This window comes from Bacillus sp. S2(2024) (genome assembly GCF_050474045.1).
Taxonomy (GTDB): domain Bacteria; phylum Bacillota; class Bacilli; order Bacillales; family Bacillaceae_G; genus Bacillus_A; species Bacillus_A yunxiaonensis.
Map to the genome: position 1 here is coordinate 3,016,418 of NZ_JBFLUS010000003.1, position 23,838 is coordinate 3,040,255.

General features: G+C 34.5%; 24 protein-coding genes and 1 riboswitch. Of the genes, 8 read left to right on the top strand and 16 right to left on the bottom strand.

All coding sequences use genetic code 11. The annotated features are described in order from the left end of the window. Window positions 1-73 precede the first annotated feature (73 nt). From AB1284_RS15125 to AB1284_RS15160, 8 genes are all read right to left on the bottom strand, one after another. Window positions 74-1,204: an N-acetyldiaminopimelate deacetylase gene (locus AB1284_RS15125; protein WP_429754086.1), complete on the bottom strand. Its 1,131-nt coding sequence runs from the start codon at window positions 1,202-1,204 to the stop codon at window positions 74-76. 57 nt (window positions 1,205-1,261) lie between these two features. Further along, on the bottom strand, window positions 1,262-1,984 hold the full coding sequence (gene dapD, locus AB1284_RS15130) for a 2,3,4,5-tetrahydropyridine-2,6-dicarboxylate N-acetyltransferase (protein ID WP_336481399.1): 723 nt from the start codon (window positions 1,982-1,984) through the stop codon (window positions 1,262-1,264). Window positions 1,985-2,055: 71 nt separating this feature from the next. Next, window positions 2,056-2,913: a LysR family transcriptional regulator gene (locus AB1284_RS15135; RefSeq protein WP_336481400.1), complete on the bottom strand. Its 858-nt coding sequence runs from the start codon at window positions 2,911-2,913 to the stop codon at window positions 2,056-2,058. Between the two features lie 75 nt (window positions 2,914-2,988). Further along, on the bottom strand, window positions 2,989-3,432 hold the full coding sequence (gene cbpB, locus AB1284_RS15140; protein WP_429754085.1) for a cyclic-di-AMP-binding protein CbpB: 444 nt from the start codon (window positions 3,430-3,432) through the stop codon (window positions 2,989-2,991). 218 nt (window positions 3,433-3,650) lie between these two features. Then, window positions 3,651-3,842: an antirepressor AbbA gene (gene abbA, locus AB1284_RS15145; RefSeq protein WP_336481402.1), complete on the bottom strand. Its 192-nt coding sequence runs from the start codon at window positions 3,840-3,842 to the stop codon at window positions 3,651-3,653. 86 nt (window positions 3,843-3,928) lie between these two features. Beyond that, a complete protein-coding gene (locus tag AB1284_RS15150; RefSeq protein WP_336481403.1) occupies window positions 3,929-4,447 on the bottom strand; it encodes a ribonuclease H-like YkuK family protein in 519 nt (172 codons plus the stop codon). A 74-nt stretch (window positions 4,448-4,521) separates the two neighbouring features. Next, the gene (locus AB1284_RS15155; RefSeq protein ID WP_429754084.1) at window positions 4,522-4,671 is read right to left on the bottom strand and encodes a hypothetical protein; all 150 of its coding nucleotides are present in this window, start codon (window positions 4,669-4,671) and stop codon (window positions 4,522-4,524) included. Window positions 4,672-4,834: 163 nt separating this feature from the next. After that, window positions 4,835-5,071: a YkuJ family protein gene (locus tag AB1284_RS15160; RefSeq protein WP_020059327.1), complete on the bottom strand. Its 237-nt coding sequence runs from the start codon at window positions 5,069-5,071 to the stop codon at window positions 4,835-4,837. A 296-nt stretch (window positions 5,072-5,367) separates the two neighbouring features. Here AB1284_RS15160 and AB1284_RS15165 point away from each other — a divergent pair, with 296 nt between their 5' ends. Next, window positions 5,368-5,607: a glutaredoxin domain-containing protein gene (locus tag AB1284_RS15165; RefSeq protein ID WP_336481405.1), complete on the top strand. Its 240-nt coding sequence runs from the start codon at window positions 5,368-5,370 to the stop codon at window positions 5,605-5,607. Window positions 5,608-5,696: 89 nt separating this feature from the next. On the opposite strand, the gene AB1284_RS15170 is transcribed toward AB1284_RS15165, so the two are convergent. The 3 genes from AB1284_RS15170 to fadH form a co-directional block, all read right to left on the bottom strand. Then, window positions 5,697-6,188 carry a DUF3993 domain-containing protein gene (locus AB1284_RS15170; RefSeq protein ID WP_429754083.1) on the bottom strand — a complete coding sequence of 164 codons (492 nt, stop codon included), beginning with the start codon at window positions 6,186-6,188 and terminating at the stop codon, window positions 5,697-5,699. A 184-nt stretch (window positions 6,189-6,372) separates the two neighbouring features. Continuing rightward, a complete protein-coding gene (locus AB1284_RS15175; protein WP_429754082.1) occupies window positions 6,373-7,590 on the bottom strand; it encodes an EAL-associated domain-containing protein in 1,218 nt (405 codons plus the stop codon). Between the two features lie 223 nt (window positions 7,591-7,813). Continuing rightward, window positions 7,814-8,578, bottom strand: a complete 765-nt coding sequence (fadH, locus tag AB1284_RS15180) for a 2,4-dienoyl-CoA reductase (protein WP_098305717.1) — start codon at window positions 8,576-8,578, stop codon at window positions 7,814-7,816. Window positions 8,579-8,798: 220 nt separating this feature from the next. Between fadH and AB1284_RS15185 the strand changes: the two genes are divergently transcribed. Then, the gene (locus AB1284_RS15185) at window positions 8,799-9,665 is read left to right on the top strand and encodes a metallophosphoesterase (protein WP_429754081.1); all 867 of its coding nucleotides are present in this window, start codon (window positions 8,799-8,801) and stop codon (window positions 9,663-9,665) included. Window positions 9,666-9,772: 107 nt separating this feature from the next. Then, on the top strand, window positions 9,773-9,976 hold the full coding sequence (locus AB1284_RS15190) for a hypothetical protein (RefSeq protein ID WP_429754080.1): 204 nt from the start codon (window positions 9,773-9,775) through the stop codon (window positions 9,974-9,976). 394 nt (window positions 9,977-10,370) lie between these two features. Here the strand turns inward: AB1284_RS15190 and AB1284_RS15195 are convergent, their stop codons facing one another. Then, window positions 10,371-12,479 carry an RNA degradosome polyphosphate kinase gene (locus AB1284_RS15195; RefSeq protein WP_429754079.1) on the bottom strand — a complete coding sequence of 703 codons (2,109 nt, stop codon included), beginning with the start codon at window positions 12,477-12,479 and terminating at the stop codon, window positions 10,371-10,373. A gap of 110 nt (window positions 12,480-12,589) precedes the next feature. Beyond that, window positions 12,590-14,128, bottom strand: a complete 1,539-nt coding sequence (locus AB1284_RS15200) for an exopolyphosphatase (protein ID WP_429754078.1) — start codon at window positions 14,126-14,128, stop codon at window positions 12,590-12,592. A 282-nt stretch (window positions 14,129-14,410) separates the two neighbouring features. Between AB1284_RS15200 and AB1284_RS15205 the strand changes: the two genes are divergently transcribed. Then, window positions 14,411-14,869 carry a YkyB family protein gene (locus AB1284_RS15205; RefSeq protein ID WP_336481413.1) on the top strand — a complete coding sequence of 153 codons (459 nt, stop codon included), beginning with the start codon at window positions 14,411-14,413 and terminating at the stop codon, window positions 14,867-14,869. Between the two features lie 31 nt (window positions 14,870-14,900). Here the strand turns inward: AB1284_RS15205 and AB1284_RS15210 are convergent, their stop codons facing one another. The 3 genes from AB1284_RS15210 to AB1284_RS15220 form a co-directional block, all read right to left on the bottom strand. Beyond that, window positions 14,901-15,521 carry a YkyA family protein gene (locus AB1284_RS15210; protein WP_429754447.1) on the bottom strand — a complete coding sequence of 207 codons (621 nt, stop codon included), beginning with the start codon at window positions 15,519-15,521 and terminating at the stop codon, window positions 14,901-14,903. 56 nt (window positions 15,522-15,577) lie between these two features. Further along, window positions 15,578-16,396, bottom strand: a complete 819-nt coding sequence (locus tag AB1284_RS15215) for a peptidoglycan-N-acetylglucosamine deacetylase (RefSeq protein ID WP_429754077.1) — start codon at window positions 16,394-16,396, stop codon at window positions 15,578-15,580. Between the two features lie 790 nt (window positions 16,397-17,186). Further along, on the bottom strand, window positions 17,187-17,708 hold the full coding sequence (locus AB1284_RS15220; RefSeq protein WP_429754076.1) for a hypothetical protein: 522 nt from the start codon (window positions 17,706-17,708) through the stop codon (window positions 17,187-17,189). 639 nt (window positions 17,709-18,347) lie between these two features. Here AB1284_RS15220 and AB1284_RS15225 point away from each other — a divergent pair. The 4 genes from AB1284_RS15225 (at window position 18,348) to metE (ending at window position 23,722) form a co-directional block, all read left to right on the top strand. Then, window positions 18,348-19,883: an MDR family MFS transporter gene (locus tag AB1284_RS15225; RefSeq protein ID WP_429754075.1), complete on the top strand. Its 1,536-nt coding sequence runs from the start codon at window positions 18,348-18,350 to the stop codon at window positions 19,881-19,883. Between the two features lie 75 nt (window positions 19,884-19,958). After that, a complete protein-coding gene (locus tag AB1284_RS15230; protein WP_429754074.1) occupies window positions 19,959-20,519 on the top strand; it encodes a PadR family transcriptional regulator in 561 nt (186 codons plus the stop codon). Window positions 20,520-20,736: 217 nt separating this feature from the next. After that, on the top strand, window positions 20,737-21,012 hold the full coding sequence (locus tag AB1284_RS15235; protein ID WP_429754073.1) for a hypothetical protein: 276 nt from the start codon (window positions 20,737-20,739) through the stop codon (window positions 21,010-21,012). 115 nt (window positions 21,013-21,127) lie between these two features. Beyond that, window positions 21,128-21,315, top strand: a riboswitch (cobalamin riboswitch). A gap of 118 nt (window positions 21,316-21,433) precedes the next feature. After that, window positions 21,434-23,722, top strand: coding sequence for a 5-methyltetrahydropteroyltriglutamate--homocysteine S-methyltransferase (gene metE / locus AB1284_RS15240; protein WP_429754072.1), 2,289 nt, complete (start codon window positions 21,434-21,436; stop codon window positions 23,720-23,722). Window positions 23,723-23,838: the final 116 nt, after the last annotated feature.

Below are 23,838 nucleotides of genomic sequence, written 5' to 3' on the forward strand. Positions count from 1 at the left end.
GTATTGTGCTAGAATTACAAAAAAAATGCACGATAGATCATAAAAATTTTCTTATATAAAAAGGGAACACGCATTACGCTCTGTTCCCTTTCCATTTTACGTATGTTGTTAAAAAAGTAATCGCTTTTTCAATCGCCAACTCATTCGGCTGTAATTTCGCATGATGTAGACCATATTCAGATTCTACTCCGAGCCAAAACATAAAACCTGGAATATCACGAAGCATGTATCCAAAATCCTCTCCTGTCATCGCTTCCGTACAGGTAATAACATCCATATCTGTATGTTCGGACGTAAATTTCATAAATTCCTGCGTTAACATTTCATGATTATATACTTGGTGATACCTCGCTCCATAATCAATATGCGCTGTACATTGAAAAGACGCTTCAATCCCTCCAACAATTGCTTCAATGCGTTCCTTCACTCGTTTCATAGACTCAACAGATAATGTACGAATCGTTCCTTCTAAACGAGCCTTTTCCGCAATAATATTTTGTACTGTCCCACCTGTAATTTTCCCAATTGTAATAACTGCGCTATCTAGCGGATTCACATTTCGACTAATAACAGATTGGAGCTGTGTAACAAGATGGCTTGCCGCAACAATCATATCATTAGCTGTGTGTGGATATGCTGCATGCCCACCTTTACCTTTCAAATCAATGTATAACTCCGATGTATTTGCAAAAAGCAACCCTTCTTTTGTTGCAATTGATCCAATTGGATATTCAGGTGCAATATGAAGCCCAAGAATCATATCCGGCTTCCATGCTTGAAATTCTTCACTTTGCAATAACGGAAGAGCACCGCCCGGCCCTTCCTCAGCTGGTTGAAAAATAAAAACGAGATGATCGTCAATTCGCTCTGTTATAAAAGCTGTTAATAATCCAAGACCGATTGTTGTATGAATATCGTGGCCGCATGCGTGCATCATACCTTCATGTAATGAAGCAAATTCATATCCTGTCTCTTCCGTAATTGGAAGCCCATCAATATCAGCACGGTAGCCAATTGTTTTTTCCGGATTTCGACCATGTACTTTTACAATGACACCCGTTTTCCACGTTTTTACTTCCATATATTCACTTGGAAGAGTATTTATATAATTTAAAATATATTGTTGTGTTTTCCACTCTTGAAAACCAAGCTCTGGAATTCGGTGTAAATCTCTGCGCATTTGTATAAATTTATTTATCATCATCTTTTCACCACCATTGATAAAAAGCGTAAGAGCTCGCAAGCCCTTACGCTTTCTTTTTTATTTTTCTGGATTAAGTTGACGAAGTTCTTGTTTAATTTCTGTTTTCGCTTTTGTTTTTTCGTCAATTTCTTTAATGACGCGTGCTGGTGTTCCTGCAACAACTGTGTATGGCGGTACATCTTCTGTTACAACTGCACCCGCTGCAACAACTGCACCTTTACCTACTGTAACACCTTCTAGAACCACTACATTTGCGCCAATTACAACATCATCTTCAACGATAACCGGCTTTGCAGAAGGCGGCTCGATAACGCCTGCAAGTACAGCTCCAGCTCCGACGTGACAATTTTTACCCACTGTTGCACGTCCACCAAGTACTGCATTCATATCAATCATTGAACCTTCACCAATTACAGCACCAATGTTGATTGTTGCATTCATCATAATAACTGCATTATCACCAATTTCAACATGGTCACGAATAATTGCACCTGGTTCAATACGTGCTTTAATGCCTTTTAAGTCAAGCATTGGAATTGCAGAGTTACGACGATCATTTTCTACAACATAATCTACAACATGCTTTTTATTTTCATCAAGAATTGCCTTAATGTCAGACCATTCTCCAAATAATACACCTGATTTTTTATTTACAAATGCTTGTACTGTTTCCGGGAATGTAATTTCTTTTAAATCCCCTTTTATGTATACCTTTACAGGAGTTTTCTTCTCACTTTTTTGAATAAACGAAATAATCTCGTTTGCATCCATCATTTTCATGCTTGTTGCCTCCTAAATCCATTTATAATGTTACTCTACCAAACGAAAAGGCTCCTCGCAAGATAATAATCTTATTTTCCCTCTTGAATTTCTTCAATAATTTCTAAAAATGCCTGCACTTGTTTTAACTGTCTAGCCGATTCACTTGTTAATAGCCATGTTTCTCTCGTCAGTTGTACTGGAGTTTTATATGTTTTTTGCTTTACTTCTTTTAAAACAGTAGAGGGCAAAAGGGCATAACCAATACCATTTAAAACAAGCTGCTTACACGTTTCAATTTGATCAACAACAATTGTACGTTTAGGCGGATTAGAAAATAAACCATACCACCAATTCTGTATTTGTCCATAATATGTCGAATCACTTTTAAATTGAATGAACGGTCTATTCGTATCTTTTAACATGGAAATATCCTTAATCTCCGTATCAACTAAATATAACTCATCTTCAAATAATTGCTGTTTATACCCTTTATATTCTTGTGTTCCTCGCAAAATCGCAACGTGAACGTCACCTTCGTAAAAATGATTTTGCACCTCACTACTCCAACCTGTAAAAAGAGAAATTTTCACAAATGGATACCTTTGTACAAACATCTTTAAAACTGGCGGTAACCAGTATTGTCCAATAACAGAAGCCACGGCAAGTTTTAAAGTACCATATGTTTCCGTCTGAAATGTTGCTAATTCACTTTTAATTGCTTCTTCTCTCTGTAACATATCTTTAGCATAATTCGCTACTTTCTCGCCTTCTGGTGTAATCGTTAAGCCTTTTTGCGAGCGAATAAAAAATTTCATCCCCCATTGTTTTTCCATCGATTGGAGTCTTTGACTAAGCGCTGGTTGTGACACAAATAAGCGCTCAGAAGCTTTTCGCATATTTAGCTCTTGGGCTAAGATAACCATCATTTGAAAATCATCAATTTGCAATGTTTTCTCCTTCCTTCGTTACAACTGAACGATAAAAGCGACTTCTTCTTTCATTTGAAGTCGCCTTTTTCAAAGTTATCGATTAAACCGTCTTACCATTTTATTTAGTAATTTTAAGATTGCACGTCGCGTCAAAATCCCTTCAAAATATCCTTCCTCATTTTCAACACATACAAACGGATGATCAATCGTAATCTCTAATGCTTTTGCAAATGAATCCTGTAACTTTAGGCGTGGAATATCACCTTTCATCACACTTTCTACTTTCATGTCCTCTAACTTTTCAAATTCAATACGTTCTAGTCCCAAAATACCATCTAGAATCATTGCCGTACTCACTAATCCATGCAATTTGTACATCGGATTTAGTACTGGAATAGCAGAATAGCCAGACTTCACCAAGACAAGCAAAGCATGCTCAAGATTATTTCCAATTTGAACATGTGCTACTTTTTCAGATGAAATCATTAAGTCTTTTACAAAAACTTGCTGAAACTCCTCTTTTGGAATACTAATCATATTGTTATCCCTCACTTTATCCCATTCTAACAAGTAGCAATTGTAAACTAATCGTAAAAAACCAATTTGTTCAAGTAATTCTTTATTTTCTCACTTCTATTTTCAGTTTATGACAACGTTTACATATTATTATTTGTCCTTTTGTTTCTCATATAAAATAAATAACCACAGTTCATTTTACCATAGAAACAAAAGAAAAGACTACCATTCTGGCAGCCTTAATATCCTTCATTTTTTAGACGAGCAAATAAGTTTGTGATTTGTTTGTAATGAGATATATCTGTTTTCTTTCGCCCAGTTTCGATATCAGAAAGTTCAACGGCAAGTATTTCACTCGCATAATTTTGCCGAAACAAAACATCTAGCAATAAGCTTTGTTCCTCTTTTGTTAAATCAATTTCTCTACTCATTTTCTCCTCTCCTTATTCAACTGTCCTTATTCTTTATTATATAAAATATTTCCCCTATTTAATAGATTGAAAATTCAGTACAGAAATTATTTCGTGTACCGATTTGCATAGCTAGACGCCGCATATGCATCAGGCTTAATTTTAGGCGTTAACCCCATCGCTGTAATTTTATTTGTCATATCTAAAATAAACTCTCTCGTCAAACCGTCTTTCCCAATATCTAAATGAATTTCCATAACAAATTCAGCACCTTCTCCGCGGTACGGATAAAGAAGTTCCCACAACTGTTGTATTCGCTCAGGTGTAAATAAACAAGCAATCTCTTGACTAAACTGTGTTTCTAAATAGATTTTTTCTCGCAAACTCGGGGGCTTTCTCCGGATTGTCTGATGGTATAAACAACCCCACGCACCTTTTCCAACACGGTGCAGATGAATTGCTGTAATAAAACGAGTATCATTTTGATGCACTTGTGAATCTGTTCCAATTGACAATCGATACATATTACGAGGTGCACTTTGAATAAAATGACAAATTCGTGAGAATACGGTCTCAAAGTTCATATGGCGCTCTGATAAATTGTAAAATTGATATTTTCCGTCCATACAGTCACGTCCCTTCTCATAGACAGACTTTCGTATTCTCATTGTATGGGACAGAATAACAAAATATGTCTTACTTATCCTTTACTCGTTTCGATATTCCGGATCAAATATGTACAAAATGGACATTTGAAAATAACATTTTGATTAGATTGCGCTGTTAATACATGTGTAATTTCTGACTCCCTATGACATTCCGGACATACAACAACAGGTATTTTCTTCATTTTTCTCACCTCTTTATCTCACTCATCGTGGACAATAAGAGTCCAATTGATAAAAGTTTCATTTTCTAGAATGCATTATCAGTGTAGGAACAGAGAGCTAATATTATTCAGCTTACATAAAAAAAGAAGATGCCTTTATTCTCAGGCACCTTCTTTTTATGTATCAAGAAAGAATATCGTAAATCTCGATTGCAACCATATCAATATTATCAAATTGATATACTTGTGGTTTTTCTCCTTGTTGATACACTTCTAGCTCGTACATATCGCTTTTATCAAAATATTTAACGCTACATTTGCGTTCACCGTTCACTTCAAAATAGCGTTGTGCTACTTCGCCGCTTTCAGCTTGTTCTTTTAGACTAACAAGACGAGTTAAAATTCCTTGGAGCAGAGACATGAAATCTCCCCTTTCTCTAATCTTCCTACGAATAGGTTTTACAGCAATACTCATTCTATCCGTCATAACTGAAAAAATGTCCCACACCCTAGGATAATGGTTATGAGCAAGAAACTCAACTAAAATTTGTCGAAAAAACGTACAAAAGGCCGAAATAAATGCCTTTATTCCGTTTCTCCCACGCTCAACAGCCAAAAAACTTTATCTCAATGCGCTTCTATTTAAGGAAATTTCACTTTATTGAAGTTTTTTACACACGAGAATATAATAGAAATGAGTTGAAGAGGAGGATTTACATGAAGAAAGTAGATGTATATACACAACCAGATTGTCCACCATGTCAAATTATAAAAGAATTTTTAAAACATAATCATATTACATTTACAGAATATGACGTGAAAAAAGATACTGCGGCTCGCAATCGCCTTCTCTATGATTACGATTCCTATTCTACCCCTACTGTTGTTGTAGATGGAGAAGTTGTAGCAGGCTTTCAAATTGAAAAATTACAACAGCTTTTAGAACTAGAACAATAAAGTGAAACTTCCATGAGTGGGGGTTTTCTTCATCCCCCACTCATGGAAAGCTCTCACCAATCGGACTTTTACGTGCAGTAAGCCCCTTTTTATTCTTTTTCAAATTGTCTAATCTCAGATAAAAGCTGTTTATTTTCGTGATACCCCGCTAACTTCCACTTATCACCATCTTTTTGCAGTGTGATAATTTGATATTGGTCATTTGTTATATTATGTTCATACACATATAACAAATTATACTCTTGATTGTATACAATTTTTGTTTTTGATGAAAAAGTAAATGGCGCTTCTTTTGTAGGCAATAAATATTGAGCACTTCGTTTTTCATCCTGACTATTTTCATCCGTAAAAACTTGAAGGAAATTTTCTGTGAAATAAGGAGATAATGTATCAATCATTTTATCCATTGACAGTCGCTTACCACGAATAGAAAATTGTGCTTCATATCCCTTTCGAATCGTTTCAAATATTTCATTTTGATCAAATTTTGTTTCTTCTTTTCCAAGAACAGTTGTTACACTTTGTCCAATTACAAATGCAACAAAAAGAAATAGCACAATCCAAATCCCATACTTTTTCATTCTCGCACCCTCCTTGTAAAAAGAGCTTGTCCTTCTAGTATTCATTGTAGCAATGATTATATAATGACAGCGTACCTTTCGTTCGTAAAATCTTTACAACGATAGACATCATTCTTATCATAGTTGTCACTATTACCAATTTATGATAAAAACAAACAAAAAAATGCACGAAATATTTCGTGCATTATAATAAAACATCTTCTTCATATAAAAATTCATAAGACAAATCAATAAATAAATAATGCTCATCATCAATAGGAAACGAGAATGTTCGAACCAATTCACCCGTTTCAAGATCCCCATATAAATCAGACAATCTTCCTTTTTGTTCAAAGCGCAGTTTCATAATGTTTTCTAAAAAGTATGGACGCCAACTCCAATTCTTCATATAATATTCTGGCATTAACACCCATTCTCCGTCTTTTTTCATGACGTTTCCTGACTGTTGAAAGCCATCTTCATTACAAATATAGGTACGGAAGCTGCAATGCGTTACTTGTTGACTAAAATTCACTAGCCACTTATTAAAATCTTCTATTTTTCTTTGTTTTGCTAATACATTTCCAACATATTCTCGAAGCGTTTCAGTCAGTTTATAAACTTTTTGCAATTTTCGTTTTTCATGCTGAATAAATTGATGACACTCATTGCCAAGACGCTCTTTCAAGATGTCTTTATCGATCAAATTTTCAGAAAATTCTTTTAAATAATCCCCTTGATAGTATCTCCCACCATTTTTCCAAGCGTATTGCAACTGATAGAACGCATCAATATCTTCATACAATAATGTTGCACCAATACGTCTCGCTAGCAGTGATAATGAATATAAAATATCCTGATACGATTGTAATAGTGCCGTTTGACGTAAATTTGTTAAATCTACTTTTAAAATATCAGGAGCTAGCACGCTAATTCTTTCAAGGTTACTTGTTCCTGTTCCTACTTTATTAATTGCAACCTGAATGCCATATGTACGATAATACATAAGTAAATGATTAAATTGTTCAATATCTTCTTTAAAGTCATGTTCTGTTATTTCTAGTACGATACGATTTAAACGTAATCCTTTCTTTTCATACGTTAATAATAAGTGTAGTAAACTTTCACTTTCATCGCTCATCAGTATATTTGCATTACGATGCAAAAATAATAAAAATGATTGATCCGTTTCTAAATATCGATCTAATGCTTTTCCTGAAATAATATTATCTACTTCAAGTTGAAACTCACCTGGAATCGAATCATCATGAAAGAAGGAAGCAAGACTGTGAATTCCTTCTTCTGTTTGTATGCGTCCTACTACTTCATATCCAATTACAGTATGTTCATCTGCACTAAAAATAGCTTGATAATAAGGAAGGACTTGATCCAAATTACTCATCACATCTAATGCATCTACCATAGTACTCCCTCCTTTTACTTTTCAAAAATTATAACACGTTATGTAGAAAAAATAACAAAAAAATCCCTTCAGTTTTCCTGAAGGGATTAGAGGGGTAAAATGCTAAGGGGAATTAGCAATTCTACTATGAAGAAAAAAGAGGTCTTAAATATACCCCATAAACAAGTTCCTTGTAAAGGCCATCTTTCTATATGTCACAAATTTGTCACAAATATCCCATCCCTTAAAACGGATATTGATGTAAATGTTGGCCACCATCCATTGTGATGCAAGCCCCATTTATGTACGCAGCTTCTTCAGAGCATAAATAAAAAGCCAGACCAGCAATTTCTTCTGGTGTTCCAAGTCTTCCTAGCGGTACACTTTGCAATGTTCGCTTTGCTGCTTCTTCAGATATCCACAGCTTGTCAGCCCCACCTGTACGCTCAATTGGCCCTGGAGCAATTGCATTAACACGAATGCCATATTTACGTCCCCACTCAACAGCAAGCGTTCTTGTCATCGCTAATACACCAGCTTTAGCTGATGCAGAATGAATAACACCAGGACCTGCATCCCATGCATAAGTTGCAACCATATTAATAATTGTTCCTTTTATCCCTTTTTCAATCCAATACTTCCCGATTGCTTGACTACAATAAAATGTACCATTTAACACAATATTAATAACAGCATTCCAACCATTTGGCGATAAATCTTCAGCCGGACAAAGAAAATTTCCCGCTGCATTATTTACGAGTACATCGATGCGTCCAAATTCTTCATCGATTTTTTCAATCATTCTTTTTATATCCTCAGTATTACGCACATCCATTTGTACAGGTAATACTTGTCCTTCAAATTGCTCAATTTCTTTCTTTGCCTCTTCTAATCGTTCTATTGTGCGTCCTGTAATAACAACACGCGCTCCTTCTTTGGCAAAACGAGTCGCCATTCCTTTGCCCATTCCACTTGAACCACCTGTAATTACAACTACTTTTTCTTTCACAATATCCCCTCCCAAAAATGAATACATATTCATTTTATCACTTTATTCACCAGAATTCTTTATAAATTTTAATTTTTCTGATATCTTTTAATAAAATATACTATTCTATCGTTAACAATGAAAGGAGAGAAAATAAGTAGCGACTCATTCTAACAAATCACACCTTTCTACTACGATTAATTCCTATCATCTCGCTCATATAAATATGAATCATATAAACATGAATCATATAACAAGAAGAAACTTTATCAAAAAAGGTATTCGCACACTATTATATACTTGTATAACGACCGGAACGGGTTACTATTATGCAAAATATATTGAACCATCCCTTCTCTCTTTTACGTATCATACGATTCGTTCTCCACTTATCCCACGTGGATTTAACGGTGTTAAAATGGTTCAATTTAGTGATTTACATTTAGGATATTACTACTCGCTTCAACAACTTTCTAAGGTAGTAACAAAAATAAATGAAAAAAAGCCTGATATCGTGTTTTTTACTGGAGATTTAATCGATAATTATCAAACATATGAAAATACCCCACTTGTTGCATCAATTTTGCAAAATATCATTGCTCCGCTTGGTAAATTTGCAATTTTCGGCAACCATGATCATGGTGGATATGGGACTGATTACTATCATCACATCATGACGCAATCTGGTTTTGAAATATTACAAAATATCGAAAAACGTATCCGCCTATTAGATGGAAGTGAAATTTCCATTTTTGGTATTGACGATATCTTGCTTGGAAAACCTGACATACACGGAACCTTACAACAAGCACAAAATAATCTGTATACAATTGCTCTCGTGCATGAACCTGATATTGCACCGCATATTGCAAATTTCCCTGTCAATTTACTACTCTCTGGACATAGTCATGGTGGACAAGTACAAATCCCTTTCTTTGGCGCCATTATCACCCCTACATTTGCAAAACATTATATTGAAGGTTTTTATCATATTAAGAAAAACTATGACTTGTTATTGTATGTTAATCGAGGTCTTGGAACAACCCGTGTACCATTTCGATTTTTAGCAAAACCGGAAATTACGCTCTTTACATTACAATCGACATAATATCCAAACTTATTTCGCCTATTTTCCGCACCATTCTCTCTTGTACTCGCTCATCCACGTTATCTTTTCCATATGATAACAATGAGTTCAATAAAGGAGGTTTAAACATGTATCCACTATACCAGCCGATTCCGTTCCGCTCAGCACCAGTTGGTCCAGTCGGAGACTCACGATTTCTACCATTTATCGGATTCCCCTTTTTAGCTGGTCTTGCAGGGGGTGTACTCGGTGGAGCATTGCTATTTGGCCCTAGACCATGTTATCCACCATATCCTTGCTTTGGTCCTTATCCAACACCGTATTTTTACTAATGTAAATAGAAACAACTATGGAAAAAGGCCTCATATTGAGGCCTTTTCTCTATATTATATAAACAACTTAAAAACATCAGAATATAAGGATATAAATCTATTGTTTCGCTACTTTTAGACAGTAAAACTCCTATCTCGAGATTGTAAGAAATCCGAGAAGATAGGTAAGAGTTAATTGCTAATATGCGCCTAATTGGTGAAAACTTTTAATCAATAGAGAATTCAACATCCACTGTTGGGGGTTTCACTTTATCCCGCATTAACGGGCAGTAAGACCCCCCACCTCAAGATGCAGAGAAAAGCTAAGAAGAGAGGTGGGGATAACTGCCCGTAAAAGCCCGATTGATTCAACTAACCTTCTGGGAAAAAAATGCTCCCAGAAGGAAGTTTCACTTTATTCTTCCTCTGTGTGTGTATATGCCATTTGAAAGAGTCTCATTTGACTTTCCATTTCTTGCGTATCATCATTTACTACATAATGATATTCTCCATACTCATTTTGTTCACGCGCTTTTACATTATCATCTAAAATGAGTTGTAAAATATCTTTAATTCGCGCTTTCATATCGAACCCTAAAATCGGAAATGAAATTTCCACACGTTTTTCCATATTGCGCGTCATCCAGTCGGCTGACGACAAAAATAACTTTTCTTCTCCGTTATGGTGAAAATAGTAAATGCGGCTATGTTCTAAATAACGGCCTACTACACTAATGACACGAATATTTTCACTTACACCTGGAATTTGGGGACGTAAACAACAAGTTCCTCTTACAATGAGGTCAACTTTCACGCCAGCTTGTGATGCTTCATATAGCTTTTGAATAAGCGGCTTATCTGTTAACGAATTCATTTTCGCAATAATATAACCATTTCCATATTGTTTATGATAACGAATCTCTTCATCAATGAGTTCAATAAATTGCTCACGAATATCAAACGGAGCAACGGATAATTGATGAAAATGGGGTTTCATGGTATACCCACTTAAATAATTAAAAAAGTTTGTCGCATCAATACCGAAATCTTTACGTGATGTAATGTATCCAAAATCAGTATATAATTTCGCTGTTGCGTCATTATAATTACCTGTGCCTAAATGAACAAAACGTTCAATCTTCCCATATTTTCGTCTTACAACAAGCGTAATCTTACTATGTGTTTTCAAATGACTAACACCATAAATCACATGACAACCTGCTTTTTCTAATTCTTTTGCCCAGTGAACGTTATTTTCTTCATCAAAACGAGCCTTTAACTCTACAAGTACTGTCACTTGCTTCCCATTTTCTGCCGCTGTTTTTAAAGCTTTAATAACGGGGGAATCTCCACTTACACGATACAGCGTTTGTTTAATCGCTAACACATCAGGATCTTCTGCTGCATCTGCTACAAAATCAATGACAGGTTGAAATGATTCAAATGGATGATGCAATAGGATATCTTGTTCTAGAGCTTTTTCAAATACATCTTCTTCATCACCTAAATCTTGAGGTGGCTGTGGAATAAGTGCTGGATAGATTAAATTGTCATATGTAGATGCTAACTTCTTATAAAGCGCAAATAAACATGTTAAATCAAGTGGGCCATCAATCATATATACATCTTCATCTTTTACTTCTAACGCTTCGTATAATAAAGATAATACTCGTTCATCTAAGTTATCTGTTCCTACCTCTAAACGAACCGCTGCGCCCCATTTTCGTTTTTTTAATTCTTTCTCAATTACTTTTAATAAATCACGTGCTCCTTCTTCATGAATAGTCAAATCCGCATTACGTGTAATGCGAAAACGCGTAACAGCAGATACCATATATCCCGTAAATAATTTATGAGTAAAGTTACTAATCACATCTTCTAAAGAAATGAATTTTTGCCTATTATCTTCATTCGGTAAAAAAATAAATCGCTCTAATAATGATGGAACTTGAACGATGCCAAGCTTGGTTCGATTTTCTTCTACTGTTTGTCTTTCATCATATAAAATAGCAGCTAAATTTAAGCTTTTATTCAATAACATTGGAAACGGTCGGTACGCATCAATTGCCACAGGTGTTAACACTGGAAAAATCTGCTCATCAAAATATTCTTCAATAAATTCCCGTTGTTCTTTCGTTAAATCGTGAAAAGATAATAATTCTATTCCTTCTTCCTTCAACGCAGGAAGTACAATATTTTGATAGGTATCATACTGTACTTTCATTAATTCATGTGCCTTAGTTGAAATCTTTTTCAACTGTTGTTTCGGCGTTAATCCAGCTTTATTTTCTGGTTGATTAAATCCAGCTCTTACCTGATCTTTCAATCCTGCAACACGCACCATAAAAAACTCATCTAAATTTGAGCTGAAAATACTGATAAACTTTAATCTCTCTAATAATGGATTACAGTCACCTTGCGCTTCTTGTAATACTCGCTCATTAAAGGCAAGCCAACTTAATTCACGATTGTTATAATAAGCCGTATCATTGAAGTTTATAAGACTATTCTTCACCGTTTCCATCTCCCCATCACACTTCCCTCTAAAGCTTTATCAATATAATTTCATTATATTCATTTTACCAAATATCCTTTGAAGGAAATGTAATTTTTTTGTAAAGAAGTTCGTACAAATTAACGTTTTTCGTGAAAATATAGTTCAATGTTTGCTTTTAAAGCTTTTTCCAGCTGTTTTTTCTGTTTTTCTGCCTGTACTTTTTCGGATAATGCTGATTGCTTACAGCAAATATAAAAAGCAAGAGCATCTTCGTTATTTACAATATGAATGGATTCGACAAGATTACGATTTGTCACATTTAATGCTGCAGAAAATTGTAAAATAGACCCTAATAATCGTATTTTTCTTTGTTCGTCTTTTTCAAACCAATCTGTAAATGGTTCGATACATTGTTTAAACAACAATTTCGATTTATATGAAGCAATTAATGCTAATTTAATTCTTTCTTTATGCATCATGCCATCTATTGTTTTATTTGCTAACAAATAAAACGTATGCTGGCTGCTTGACTCTTCATCAATATATTTTCCAATATTAAATACTTTTGCTGCCCTATGAATCAGAGTCCAATCTTCTTGCGTAAAGGAAATAACCCCCCTTTTTTCTAATTCTTTACAAATAGTCATAGCATTTTTCATAAGTTGCATCACAACATTCATATCCATCTCATATTCATAAGAAAGTAAATGTAAACTTTCTTCCACAACATTGGGATAATAAGTAATCCCAAGTGAATTTGTTAATTCTTCATAAAAAACACCTTCTCGTAGTCCTTTTCTACTTAACACAAAAGATGGTGCTTCTATAATAGTTGTTAACATCCTAAACACTTCTACTGCTGAAATAATGGTATCAGCTCGATCTTTTGCAAGACCCTCTAACTTTTGCAGTTCTGTAAATGAAAGCCTTAATAAATGTTCGTGCACATATTCAATATCAGCTGGCTTCATCTTATATAAATGTAATCCAGAAATCGGATAAGAGATTAGATTCTGGTGAATGTTCACCATATTCCGTGCACTACCTCCAATTGCAATTAACGGTAATTTCTTACCTTTGAGCCATGGAAGCGATTGAAACTCATACCATAAATAATTTCTTAATTCCTCAAGTTCTTCTGAAGTTGGTGTATCATGACGAATGAATTGTTGCTTTAATGACAACGCTCCAAACGGAAAACTATAATATTCGATAATTTCTCGATTTTGGAAATAAGTAACTTCTGTACTTCCGCCTCCAATATCAACAGTAATTCCTTCTGTGAAAGAGGTGGAGTTCATAACCGCCATATATCCATAACGTGCTTCTTCATACTCAGACAATACCCGAATCTGAAAATCAGTGTGTTCTTCAACAAGACGTTTAATTTCCATTTGATTTTTAGCTTGCCGAACTGTTGCGGTTGCTACGCACAATACTTTATGTAACTGGTGAAACCGCGTGCTTTCTTGAAACTGTAGCAAAGTATGTAACAATACATGGATTCCTTCTTCAGTTAGAACACCATCTACTAAATAGTTGCGTAAGCGAGCAACTACCTTCGTATTTTCAATTTCTTTGTAAAAGCCACCATTTTGTTTTTCATAAATAACTAATCTCATCGTATTTGATCCAATATCAATAATCCCATATTGTTGTTTCAACACTCTCGTCATCCTTTTCTCTGCATCATTATATCATCATTTAAAGTTTTAAAGGCCTGTCCAACATAGTGTAAGAGCACTTAAGTTCATGAATAAGAGATTCTTCCAGATATTTTCCTCTACATAAAATAAAGTATTACCTTACTTCAAAGAAAGATATAACTATTATACAAAATAGTTGTTTTTATTCACAACATTGCTTTAATATTGAAAATACATATAATAGCTTTCTATATAGAAGAATTGCTAGCTTTTATTAAATTATGATACTGTAAACAGGAAAGGAGTGCTAAGATGAAATCTTCACAATCCCAGTCTCGTTCCTACAATCAATTTTCGGTCCATCAACTTGCTGAAGCAATTTTCAGTGTCAACCGACATGCAAAATCAGCTACAAATCCGAAATATTTATATTGGTTAAAAAAGACAGCTTTAGAACGATTAATTTCAGAAAAGCAAGCTACGAAAGAAGGTTTACACTTTTCCAAAAACCCACGCTTTAGCCAGCAACAATCTGACGTTCTTGTCCGAGCAGGTAATTATTACTTCCACATTCCTCCTACGAAAGATGATTTCCGTAATCTTCCACATCTCGGTAGCCTTGATTGTGCATATCGAAATCCAAAAACACATCTATCCTTAACATCTGCTAAAAAAATGCTCCAGCAGTATATTGGGGAAGAAGCATTTCAACAAGAAAAAAAATTAAACGAATCCATTCCTTGGTATCGTCGTACTTACACAAAAAAATAAAGAAGCTTTGGCCGTTTTGGCCAAAGCTTCTTTATTTTTTATCTTCTTTTATTTTAATGTTTGCTTGCTTATAAAAGGACAATTTTTCTTGATTATATTGTTTTGTGTATTCATTAAATTTATTTTTTGGAGAATCAATATCTTGATAAGATTGATTTACAGCTTTTACTTTCTCACTAATCGCTTTTAATTTTTCATCTTGTGCTTGCAGCATCGTATACAATTCTTTTTCTAATTTTAATGATTTTTTATAGCTATCATACATTTTGTTAAAAGCATCATAACGGCCTTTATACGCATCTTGTACTTTCTTTGCTTGTTCTTGTAGTTTTTTATCTTCCAGTTTCTTTATATTTTTATCAACATCTTTTACTTCTTTTTGTGCTTTATCTAACGTTTCTTTCTCTTTATCTAATACTTTTTCACGATCTGCATCGACTTTTATAGCTTGATCTAATTTCTCTTTTACGACTTGATTGCTATCTTTTCCGTCCTTTACAATCTGGTTGTACAATTCTTGTCCTTGCTTTTCTAATGTTTCCAATGTTTTCGCATCTTCAAACATTGTTTTTTCTTGTTTTGCAGCATTCTCAAATGCCACGTATAGTTCTTCTTCTGGTTTAGGTCCGAAGCAACCTGCAAGTAAACTCATTGATATAACTGCTACTAGTGCTACCTTTTTATATTTCAACTTCAATTCCTCCTATTTTATATGCGATTATCATGCCAGAAATTTAATGGAAAATGATCTGCTTCATCGTATACTTCGAATTCATACCCTTTTTTACGAAGATCATCAATGATTGTTTGTAAAGCTTGCACTGTTTGCTTTTTCTCATGCATTAAAACAACTTCTCGTTCTGTATTAACGTGTGAGACAACATTTTGGATAACTCCGTTTGGATTCCCCGGTAATTTCCAGTCTAATGAATCAACAGTCCAATCCCATTCTTTCATACCAGCAGATGCCATTTGATCGCGCAGCGCTTGAGTAAGTCCAGGCATACTTCCATATGGACAGCGAACAAGGTTTGGGTGAATGCCTGTTACCTCTTTCATAATATCTTGTGCTTGTTTCATTTCTTCAACAAACTTACCTTCTTTATACAGTTTTGTATAATTATGTGTCATACTATGAACACCTGGATAATGCCCCTCTTTTACTAAGCGCTTCACACTCTCTTTATAGGCTGGAATATTCCCACCAATCATAAAGAATGTTCCTTTTATATCATTTTTCTTTAAAATATCTAAAATTTCTTTTTGAAATTCACTTGGTCCATCATCAAATGTTAAATATACTACTTTACGTACTTGACCGTTATATTTTTCGGGCGCTACTTTTTTCATTTCTACCTTTGGCTGTTCACTTGCAAACTGAACGGAATTTTTTTGATTCGCAACCGCTTTTGCAGGAGAAGTAATTGATTGAAACATAAAAAACCCTGCTGCTACAGCACAGATTGCAATAACAACAATAACCAACCGCTTAATTACTGTAGAGCGGCGGTTCGTAACGTCTATCATTCTATCATTCCCTTTCTATCTTTCTATCTTTCTATCTCTACTTGTTTCATTTTACACAGTACAAAGGAATCGATGCAATATTTTCCGATTATTCTCCAATTGTCTTCAAAAGGAAAAGTGTAGAGATTTTTCCTGCTCTACACTTTTAATGAGAAATCATTGTGCAAAATGTACTGACACATCCATCGTTAATTATATGATGATTAACCATATTTTTAAAGGGATTTGTTACAAAACACACAATATATTGTAACAAAAATGAAAAAAATGTATCGAAATAATAATGTTGTAATTTCAGTTGTTACATGACTCTATTTTAATATAATCGCATTTGTGCTAGCTCTAATAGCACTTCAAATGATTCTCCCCCTATTGGATATGTTGCTCCACCAAATATAAATGTGATGTATACAATATTATCTTGCAATATTTTTGTTAAATTTTTTAGTAATTCGATTCATTAATGTTGATTGTTCGTGCCCCTTATCTGCTGCAATCATTACATATTTATTTTCTTTCCAGCATGTTATAACCTCTCTTTTTCGAACTGTCTGCACCAATGTTTGTTCTACTTTTAGAACCATTCGCTCTAGGTTTGGTTCTAAAATACTAATCTTTAGTTCCTCTCATTCTTGAGGTGTGGGTCTTACTGCCCGTTAATGTGAGATGACATTTAAAAAGTTTATTTCAACAAAAAAGAAAGAAATTATCTATTGCATATGGATAATTTCCTTCTTTTTTATTTGTACTCATATAAGACGATATTCAATTACTTAAAATAAATTCGTTTTTATCGTTTTATCAGCAGGGCCTGTTTTGTTTGCAATGGCCCATACATTTGTTGGTTGTGTTGGAATGTATACGTAGCACGAAGAGGTAAAGAAGGTGATATATTGTTTCGCTCAGCTTTTACTTGCAATACTAAACATGCTTTTTCTTTGGGCGATAAGTTATCAATACGCCAGCGAACAAGTTGAAAAAGAAATTCGTATTCTCCATTATTGGACGTTAATGTATTTGGTATATACGATAATTGATCTCTAATCATATGACTTACGCATATACGAGAAACAGCCTCTTCCCCTTTATTATCCACTTCAATTTGAATCGCAATTATATCTTGCAGTTCATAATAAATAGTGTCTGAAAACGAAGACTGTTGTTCCATATTATACACCGTAAGCGTTACTTCTATATGAGGAGTATATTGCTTATAAGCTAAATCCTTATCATTACTTCCTGACCATAAAGAAGGTTGTATACACAAAGAAAACTTTTCACGATTTTCTAACTCCCCCCAATATTTCACCATACAAATTCACCCCACTCTAATATTAAATATATAAATTTCACACTCCCTACTTTTTTCTTCGCGGCCTTCGACAAAAACTTAACCTTTTCTATCCTTTACTTTATATAGTATTCGATAAGCGAAAGAAAAAATCATTCTAAAAAAGCTGTACATTATGTACAGCTTTGCTGATAAGGTCCCATGTATTCTTTTATCTTATACTAACCATAAGTGGCATATGAAAAACTTTCCTACTGATAAAACTTTCACTTTATATATTTATTATTTTTTCAATTCCCTCTATATTTTACGACGATACATAGACAGTTTCCTGCTCTCTCTAATTCTTATAAGTACGTACCATTTCCTTTTGTCACTTCCTATATTATGAATCATTTTCAATAATATGTTTTGTTTAAGACATTTTATATTTCTTCATTTCTACACTTTTTATAAATAAGTAACCGATAGCACTTTTTCCATATACCCCCTAATTGAATAAGTTGTATGTATATTATTTAATCAGGGAATATGTTTATATTCTTTGACTAAAAGATACATATGTACCACAAAATAATTTTGCCGAAAAAAAATTATTTGTCATTTAGTCAAATTTGACTATAATATAATTTATTGTTGATATACAAAGGAGGGTTATGCTTGGAGGAACAAATAACTCAAAAGCAAGCAAGTAATACAAAGTTCGTTGTAACAGGATTGTTACTGGGAATCCTACTAGCAGCAATGGATAACACAATTGTTGCTACTGCAATGCCTACTATTGTAGGTGATTTAGGTGGTTTTGATAAATTTGTATGGGTCACTTCTGCCTATATGGTAGCTACAATGGCCGGAATGCCTATCTTCGGAAAACTATCAGATATGTACGGACGTAAACGTTTTTATATAGGAGGATTACTTCTCTTTCTAGTTGGATCAATACTTTGCGGCACTGCATCTAGCATTGAACAATTAAGTGTATACCGTGCAATTCAAGGAATTGGCGGCGGTGCTCTTATGCCAATCGCATTTACCATTATGTATGATATTTTCCCAGCAGAAAAACGAGGTAAAATGACAGGACTATTTGGAGCTGTTTTTGGAACGTCAAGTGTGTTCGGGCCGCTTCTAGGCGCTTATATTACTGACTATATTAACTGGCACTGGGTATTTTATATTAATATTCCATTAGGGATTATCTCGCTCTTTTTAATTACAAAATACTATAAAGAATCTTTACAATATAGTAAACAAAAAATTGATTGGGCAGGCGCTGTTACTTTAATTATTGGTATCGTTTGTCTCATGTTTGCTTTAGAACTCGGGGGTAAACAGTATGCTTGGGATTCAAGCGTAATTGTGAGCTTATTTGCTACGTTTGCTATTATGCTTATTATCTTTTTCTTTATTGAACGAAAAGTGGAAGAACCGATTATTTCTTTCCATTTATTCAAAAAACGTTTATTTGCAGCAAGTCAAGGCGTTGCCTTCTTATACGGTGCAACATTTATTATTTGTACAATGTACATTCCCATTTTCATCCAAGGTGTTCTTGGTGGATCCGCAGCAAATGCTGGATTAATTTTAACACCGATGATGGTCGGGTCCGTTATTGGAAGCCAAATAGGTGGACAGTTATCAACTCGTACAAGTTACCGTAACATTATGATCATCTCTGGTCTTTTCTTTATTCTTGGTATGTATTTATTAAGTACATTAACAGTCGATACGTCACGTACAATGGTTACAGTCTTTATGATTTTAGCTGGATTTGGCGTCGGGTTTTCTTTCTCTGTCTTAAGTATGGCTTCTATTCATAATTTAAGTATGAGAGAACGAGGTTCTGCTACATCCACAAACTCTTTCTTCCGTTCACTTGGTATGACACTTGGTGTGACAATTTTTGGTACGATTCAAAATCATGTATTTACAGATAAACTAAAATCTGTTTTCCCGCCAGAACTAGCAAAGATGGCTCCAAAAGGCGGCGATACAAGTTTCTTATTATCTCCAAATGCGGCTGAGAAAATACCACCACAAATTTTAGATGGTATTAAACATGCACTAGCAACCTCTATCGCTGACACATTTTTATGGGCGCTTATTCCTGCCGTACTTAGTATTATATGCATCTTATTAATGGGAAAAGAGCGACTGATTGTACCAACAAATAAGAAACAAAAACAAGTTAGTTAATATGGGCCTCCTCTTCTGAATAGAGAGGAGGTTATATTAAATTTAGTAGTTTGATGTTATTGGAGTTGAAGCAAGATGAGCATGAAATTAGTCATTCTTGGTTTACTTTTCGAAGGAGAGAAGCACCCTTACGAGGTGCAGCACATTATGAAAGAAAGACAAATGGATTGTTATATTAAATATGCAAAAGGGTCTTTATATTACGCCTTTGAGCAGCTAGAAAAACAGGAAGCTATCGCTGTTACACATATCGTACGTGATTCAAATCGTCCTGATAAAACAATTTACCATATTACAGAAAAAGGAAAAGAACTCTTTCATACTCTTGTACTCGAGCAAATTCAAGCAAAAAATCATATATATAAACCAATCTACGCCGGTCTTTCCTTTAGTCATTTCAGTGACAATCAACGCATTGTTCCAATTCTTAAAAAGAAAATTGAAGAAACACAGACATTTATAACAACGATGCAAAACATATATATAAATAATAAAACTAGCATCCCTCGTGCACAGCTTTATATTTTAGAAAATGTTATTGATCATGCTTCTGTTGAATTTCGTTGGCTGAAACAACTGTATAAAGACGCACTAGAAGGAAAGCTTTCAGAAATCAATACAGAATTAGATAATTAAACATCGAAACAGTCACCAAGGAGTGACTGTTTTTTGTATTCATAAAAATGGATTTTCCTAAACGTTTTTTTCCTTTTTTCTTATTTGTAACCTCTTCCCTTTTTCATTACAATACGAATATATAAAGTGAAACTTCCATCAGTGGAGAGTTCTTCATCCCCCACTGATGGTTAGTTGATACTGCCCGCGTATAGCGGAATAAAGGAGGTGGCATCTTATGAAGAATAATTTAATTAAACAATATGGATTCTCTGTATACTACCATTCCAATTTACAAAAACAGCTCTTATACATCCTAATTCTTCGCAGTGAAATTGCCTTTCAATCTCATACATTACATCCAAATGAACAACTAGAACTACTCTCCTATGACCGCTTACTCTTTCATCATGCTCACGATATATATAAACGTATACAGTCTTATTACTATAATATCTCCCATACATACCCATCATCACATTGGTGGTGGCATTTAGAAAAATTTTCATGTTAATGTAATTAAATAAAGTTTTTTCTAAATTTTTAAAATATTCATATTTCAAAATAGTAGACAAAATTTAAAATATTATGTTAGAATTTGTTTCAATATCATATACGCTAGTTACATTCCTTTCCAAAAGGAGATAGGTACACGAAAAGATCATTTCGTGTTTAAAAGGGAAGTTTGGTGAAAATCCAATGCGGTCCCGCCACTGTAAATGCAAAGATTTCTTTCGATATACCACTGTGAAAACGGGAAGGTGATAGAAATCGTTGATGCATGAGCCAGGAGACCTGCCTATTTTAACGGCACTGATAGACTCACGGATGATGAGGAGGTGTTTTTAACGAAAGAGAAGCATTTGCCTACTTTTCGTTAAAGGCATTTCCGAGTAAACGGAAATGCTTACTTATATTTAGGGGAGGAAATCACAATGACAATTCAAACAAGTAACTTAGGGTATCCACGAATTGGATTACATCGCGAATGGAAAAAATCTTTAGAAGCTTTTTGGGCAAACAAAGTGGATGAACAACAATTTATGAAACAAATGAAAGAAATTCGCCTTCAACATGTACAAGTACAACAAGAAAAAGGAATCGATCTCATCCCAATTGGTGACTTTACATATTATGACCATGTCCTTGATACAGCATGTATGCTTGGATTTATCCCATCTCGTTTTTCAAAGTATACATCAGAGCTTGACGTATACTTTGGTATGGCACGCGGTTCAAAAGATCACGTTGCTTGTGAAATGACGAAATGGTTTAATACAAATTATCATTATATCGTTCCAGAATATGAGGAAGGCTTACATATTTCTCTTAAAGACAATCGTCCCCTTCGTTTATATGAAGAAGCAAAACAAGAGCTTGGCGTTGATGGTAAACCAGTTATATTAGGACCGTATACGTTTTTAAGCTTAGCAAAGGGTTATAAAAAAGAACATTTCTCAAACATTTTACAAAAGTTAATACAACCATACATTCAATTGTTACAAGAATTACAAGATGCTGGCGTACGCTGGGTTCAAATTGATGAGCCTATCTTTACATCCCTATCAAAACAAGAAATTGGTATAGCGAAAGAATTATATGAAACGATTCGTAATGCTGTTCCAAATATATCTATTATGCTGCAAACGTATTTTGATAGTATAGAAGAAAACTATGAAGAGATTATTTCATTCCCGGTTACTGGTATTGGACTTGATTTTGTACACGGTAAAGAAGGTAATTTGCGCGCCCTACTACAACATGGATTCCCATCCGATAAAGTATTAGGTTTTGGCTGTATAGATGGTCGTAACATTTGGAGAGCAAACCTGGATGAAACCCTTTCTCTTTTCAATACATTACAAGAAACTATACAACCAAAAGAATGGATTGTACAACCTTCTTGTAGTTTACTTCATACTCCTGTTGACAAGACAATTGAAACACACCTTGTAAATGAATTATATGATGTACTTGCTTTTGCAAATCAAAAATTAGAAGAGCTTACTATTTTAAAAACAGCTCTCGTTCATGGAATAGAAAATATTTCTGATGAATTACAAACATATCGAAATGCTCACGAAGTAATTCGGACTTCAGCGGCTCGTAATCAAAAAGATGTACAATCTACACTATCAGCATTACAAGAAGAAGACTTTTCTCGTCCTCTTTCATTTAAAGATCGCTACGACTTACAGCAAAAAGCACTGAATTTACCGTTACTTCCAACAACAACAATTGGTAGCTTTCCGCAAACAGAAGAAGTTCGTCAAACTAGAAAACAATGGCGTAGTGGTGACATCTCAAATGAACAGTATGAACGATTTATTGAAGAAGAAACAAAAAAATGGATTCAATATCAAGAAGAAATTGGTCTTGACGTTCTCGTTCATGGCGAATTTGAGCGAACAGATATGGTAGAATATTTCGGTGAAAAACTTGCTGGTTTCTCCTTTACGAAAAATGGCTGGGTACAATCGTACGGTTCTCGCTGTGTGAAACCTCCTGTTATTTATGGTGACGTTGCGTTTATTAATGGTATGACAGTAAAAGAAACAGTATTTGCACAAAGTTGTACCAATAAAGTGGTCAAAGGTATGCTAACTGGTCCTGTCACTATTTTAAATTGGTCTTTCGTTCGTAATGATATTCCGAGAAAAGAAGTTGCTTACCAAATTGCACTGGCACTTCGACATGAAATTAAATTACTTGAATCATCTGGTATTCGTGTTATTCAAGTTGATGAACCTGCACTGCGTGAAGGACTGCCGTTAAAAGAGAAAGATTGGGACACATATTTAACATGGGCTGTTCAAGCATTCCGCCTTTCTACTTCTTCAGTGGAAAACGAAACGCAAATTCATACGCATATGTGTTATTGTAACTTTGAAGATATTGTGGAAGCGATCCGTCAGCTTGATGCAGATGTTATCTCTATTGAAACATCAAGAAGCCACGGGGAGTTTATTGATACATTAAAAGAACATCCGTATGAAAAGGGAATTGGACTTGGTGTATATGACATTCATAGTCCACGTATTCCAAGTATAGATGAAATGTATACAATTGCAGAACAATCATTAAAGGTGTGCGATCCAAAATATTTCTGGATTAATCCAGATTGCGGCTTAAAAACAAGAAAAACAGAAGAAGTTATTCCTGCATTAGAACATATGGTAAAGGCGGCTGTAAAAGCTCGTCAACTTTTGCAAGCAAATGTATGATAATCAAAATTAGAAAACTACTGTCCTAAGGACAGTAGTTTTCTAATTTTATTCCGCTACTTGTGGGCAGTAAAAGTCCGATTGGTGAGAGCTTTCCATCTGTGGGGGATGAAGCC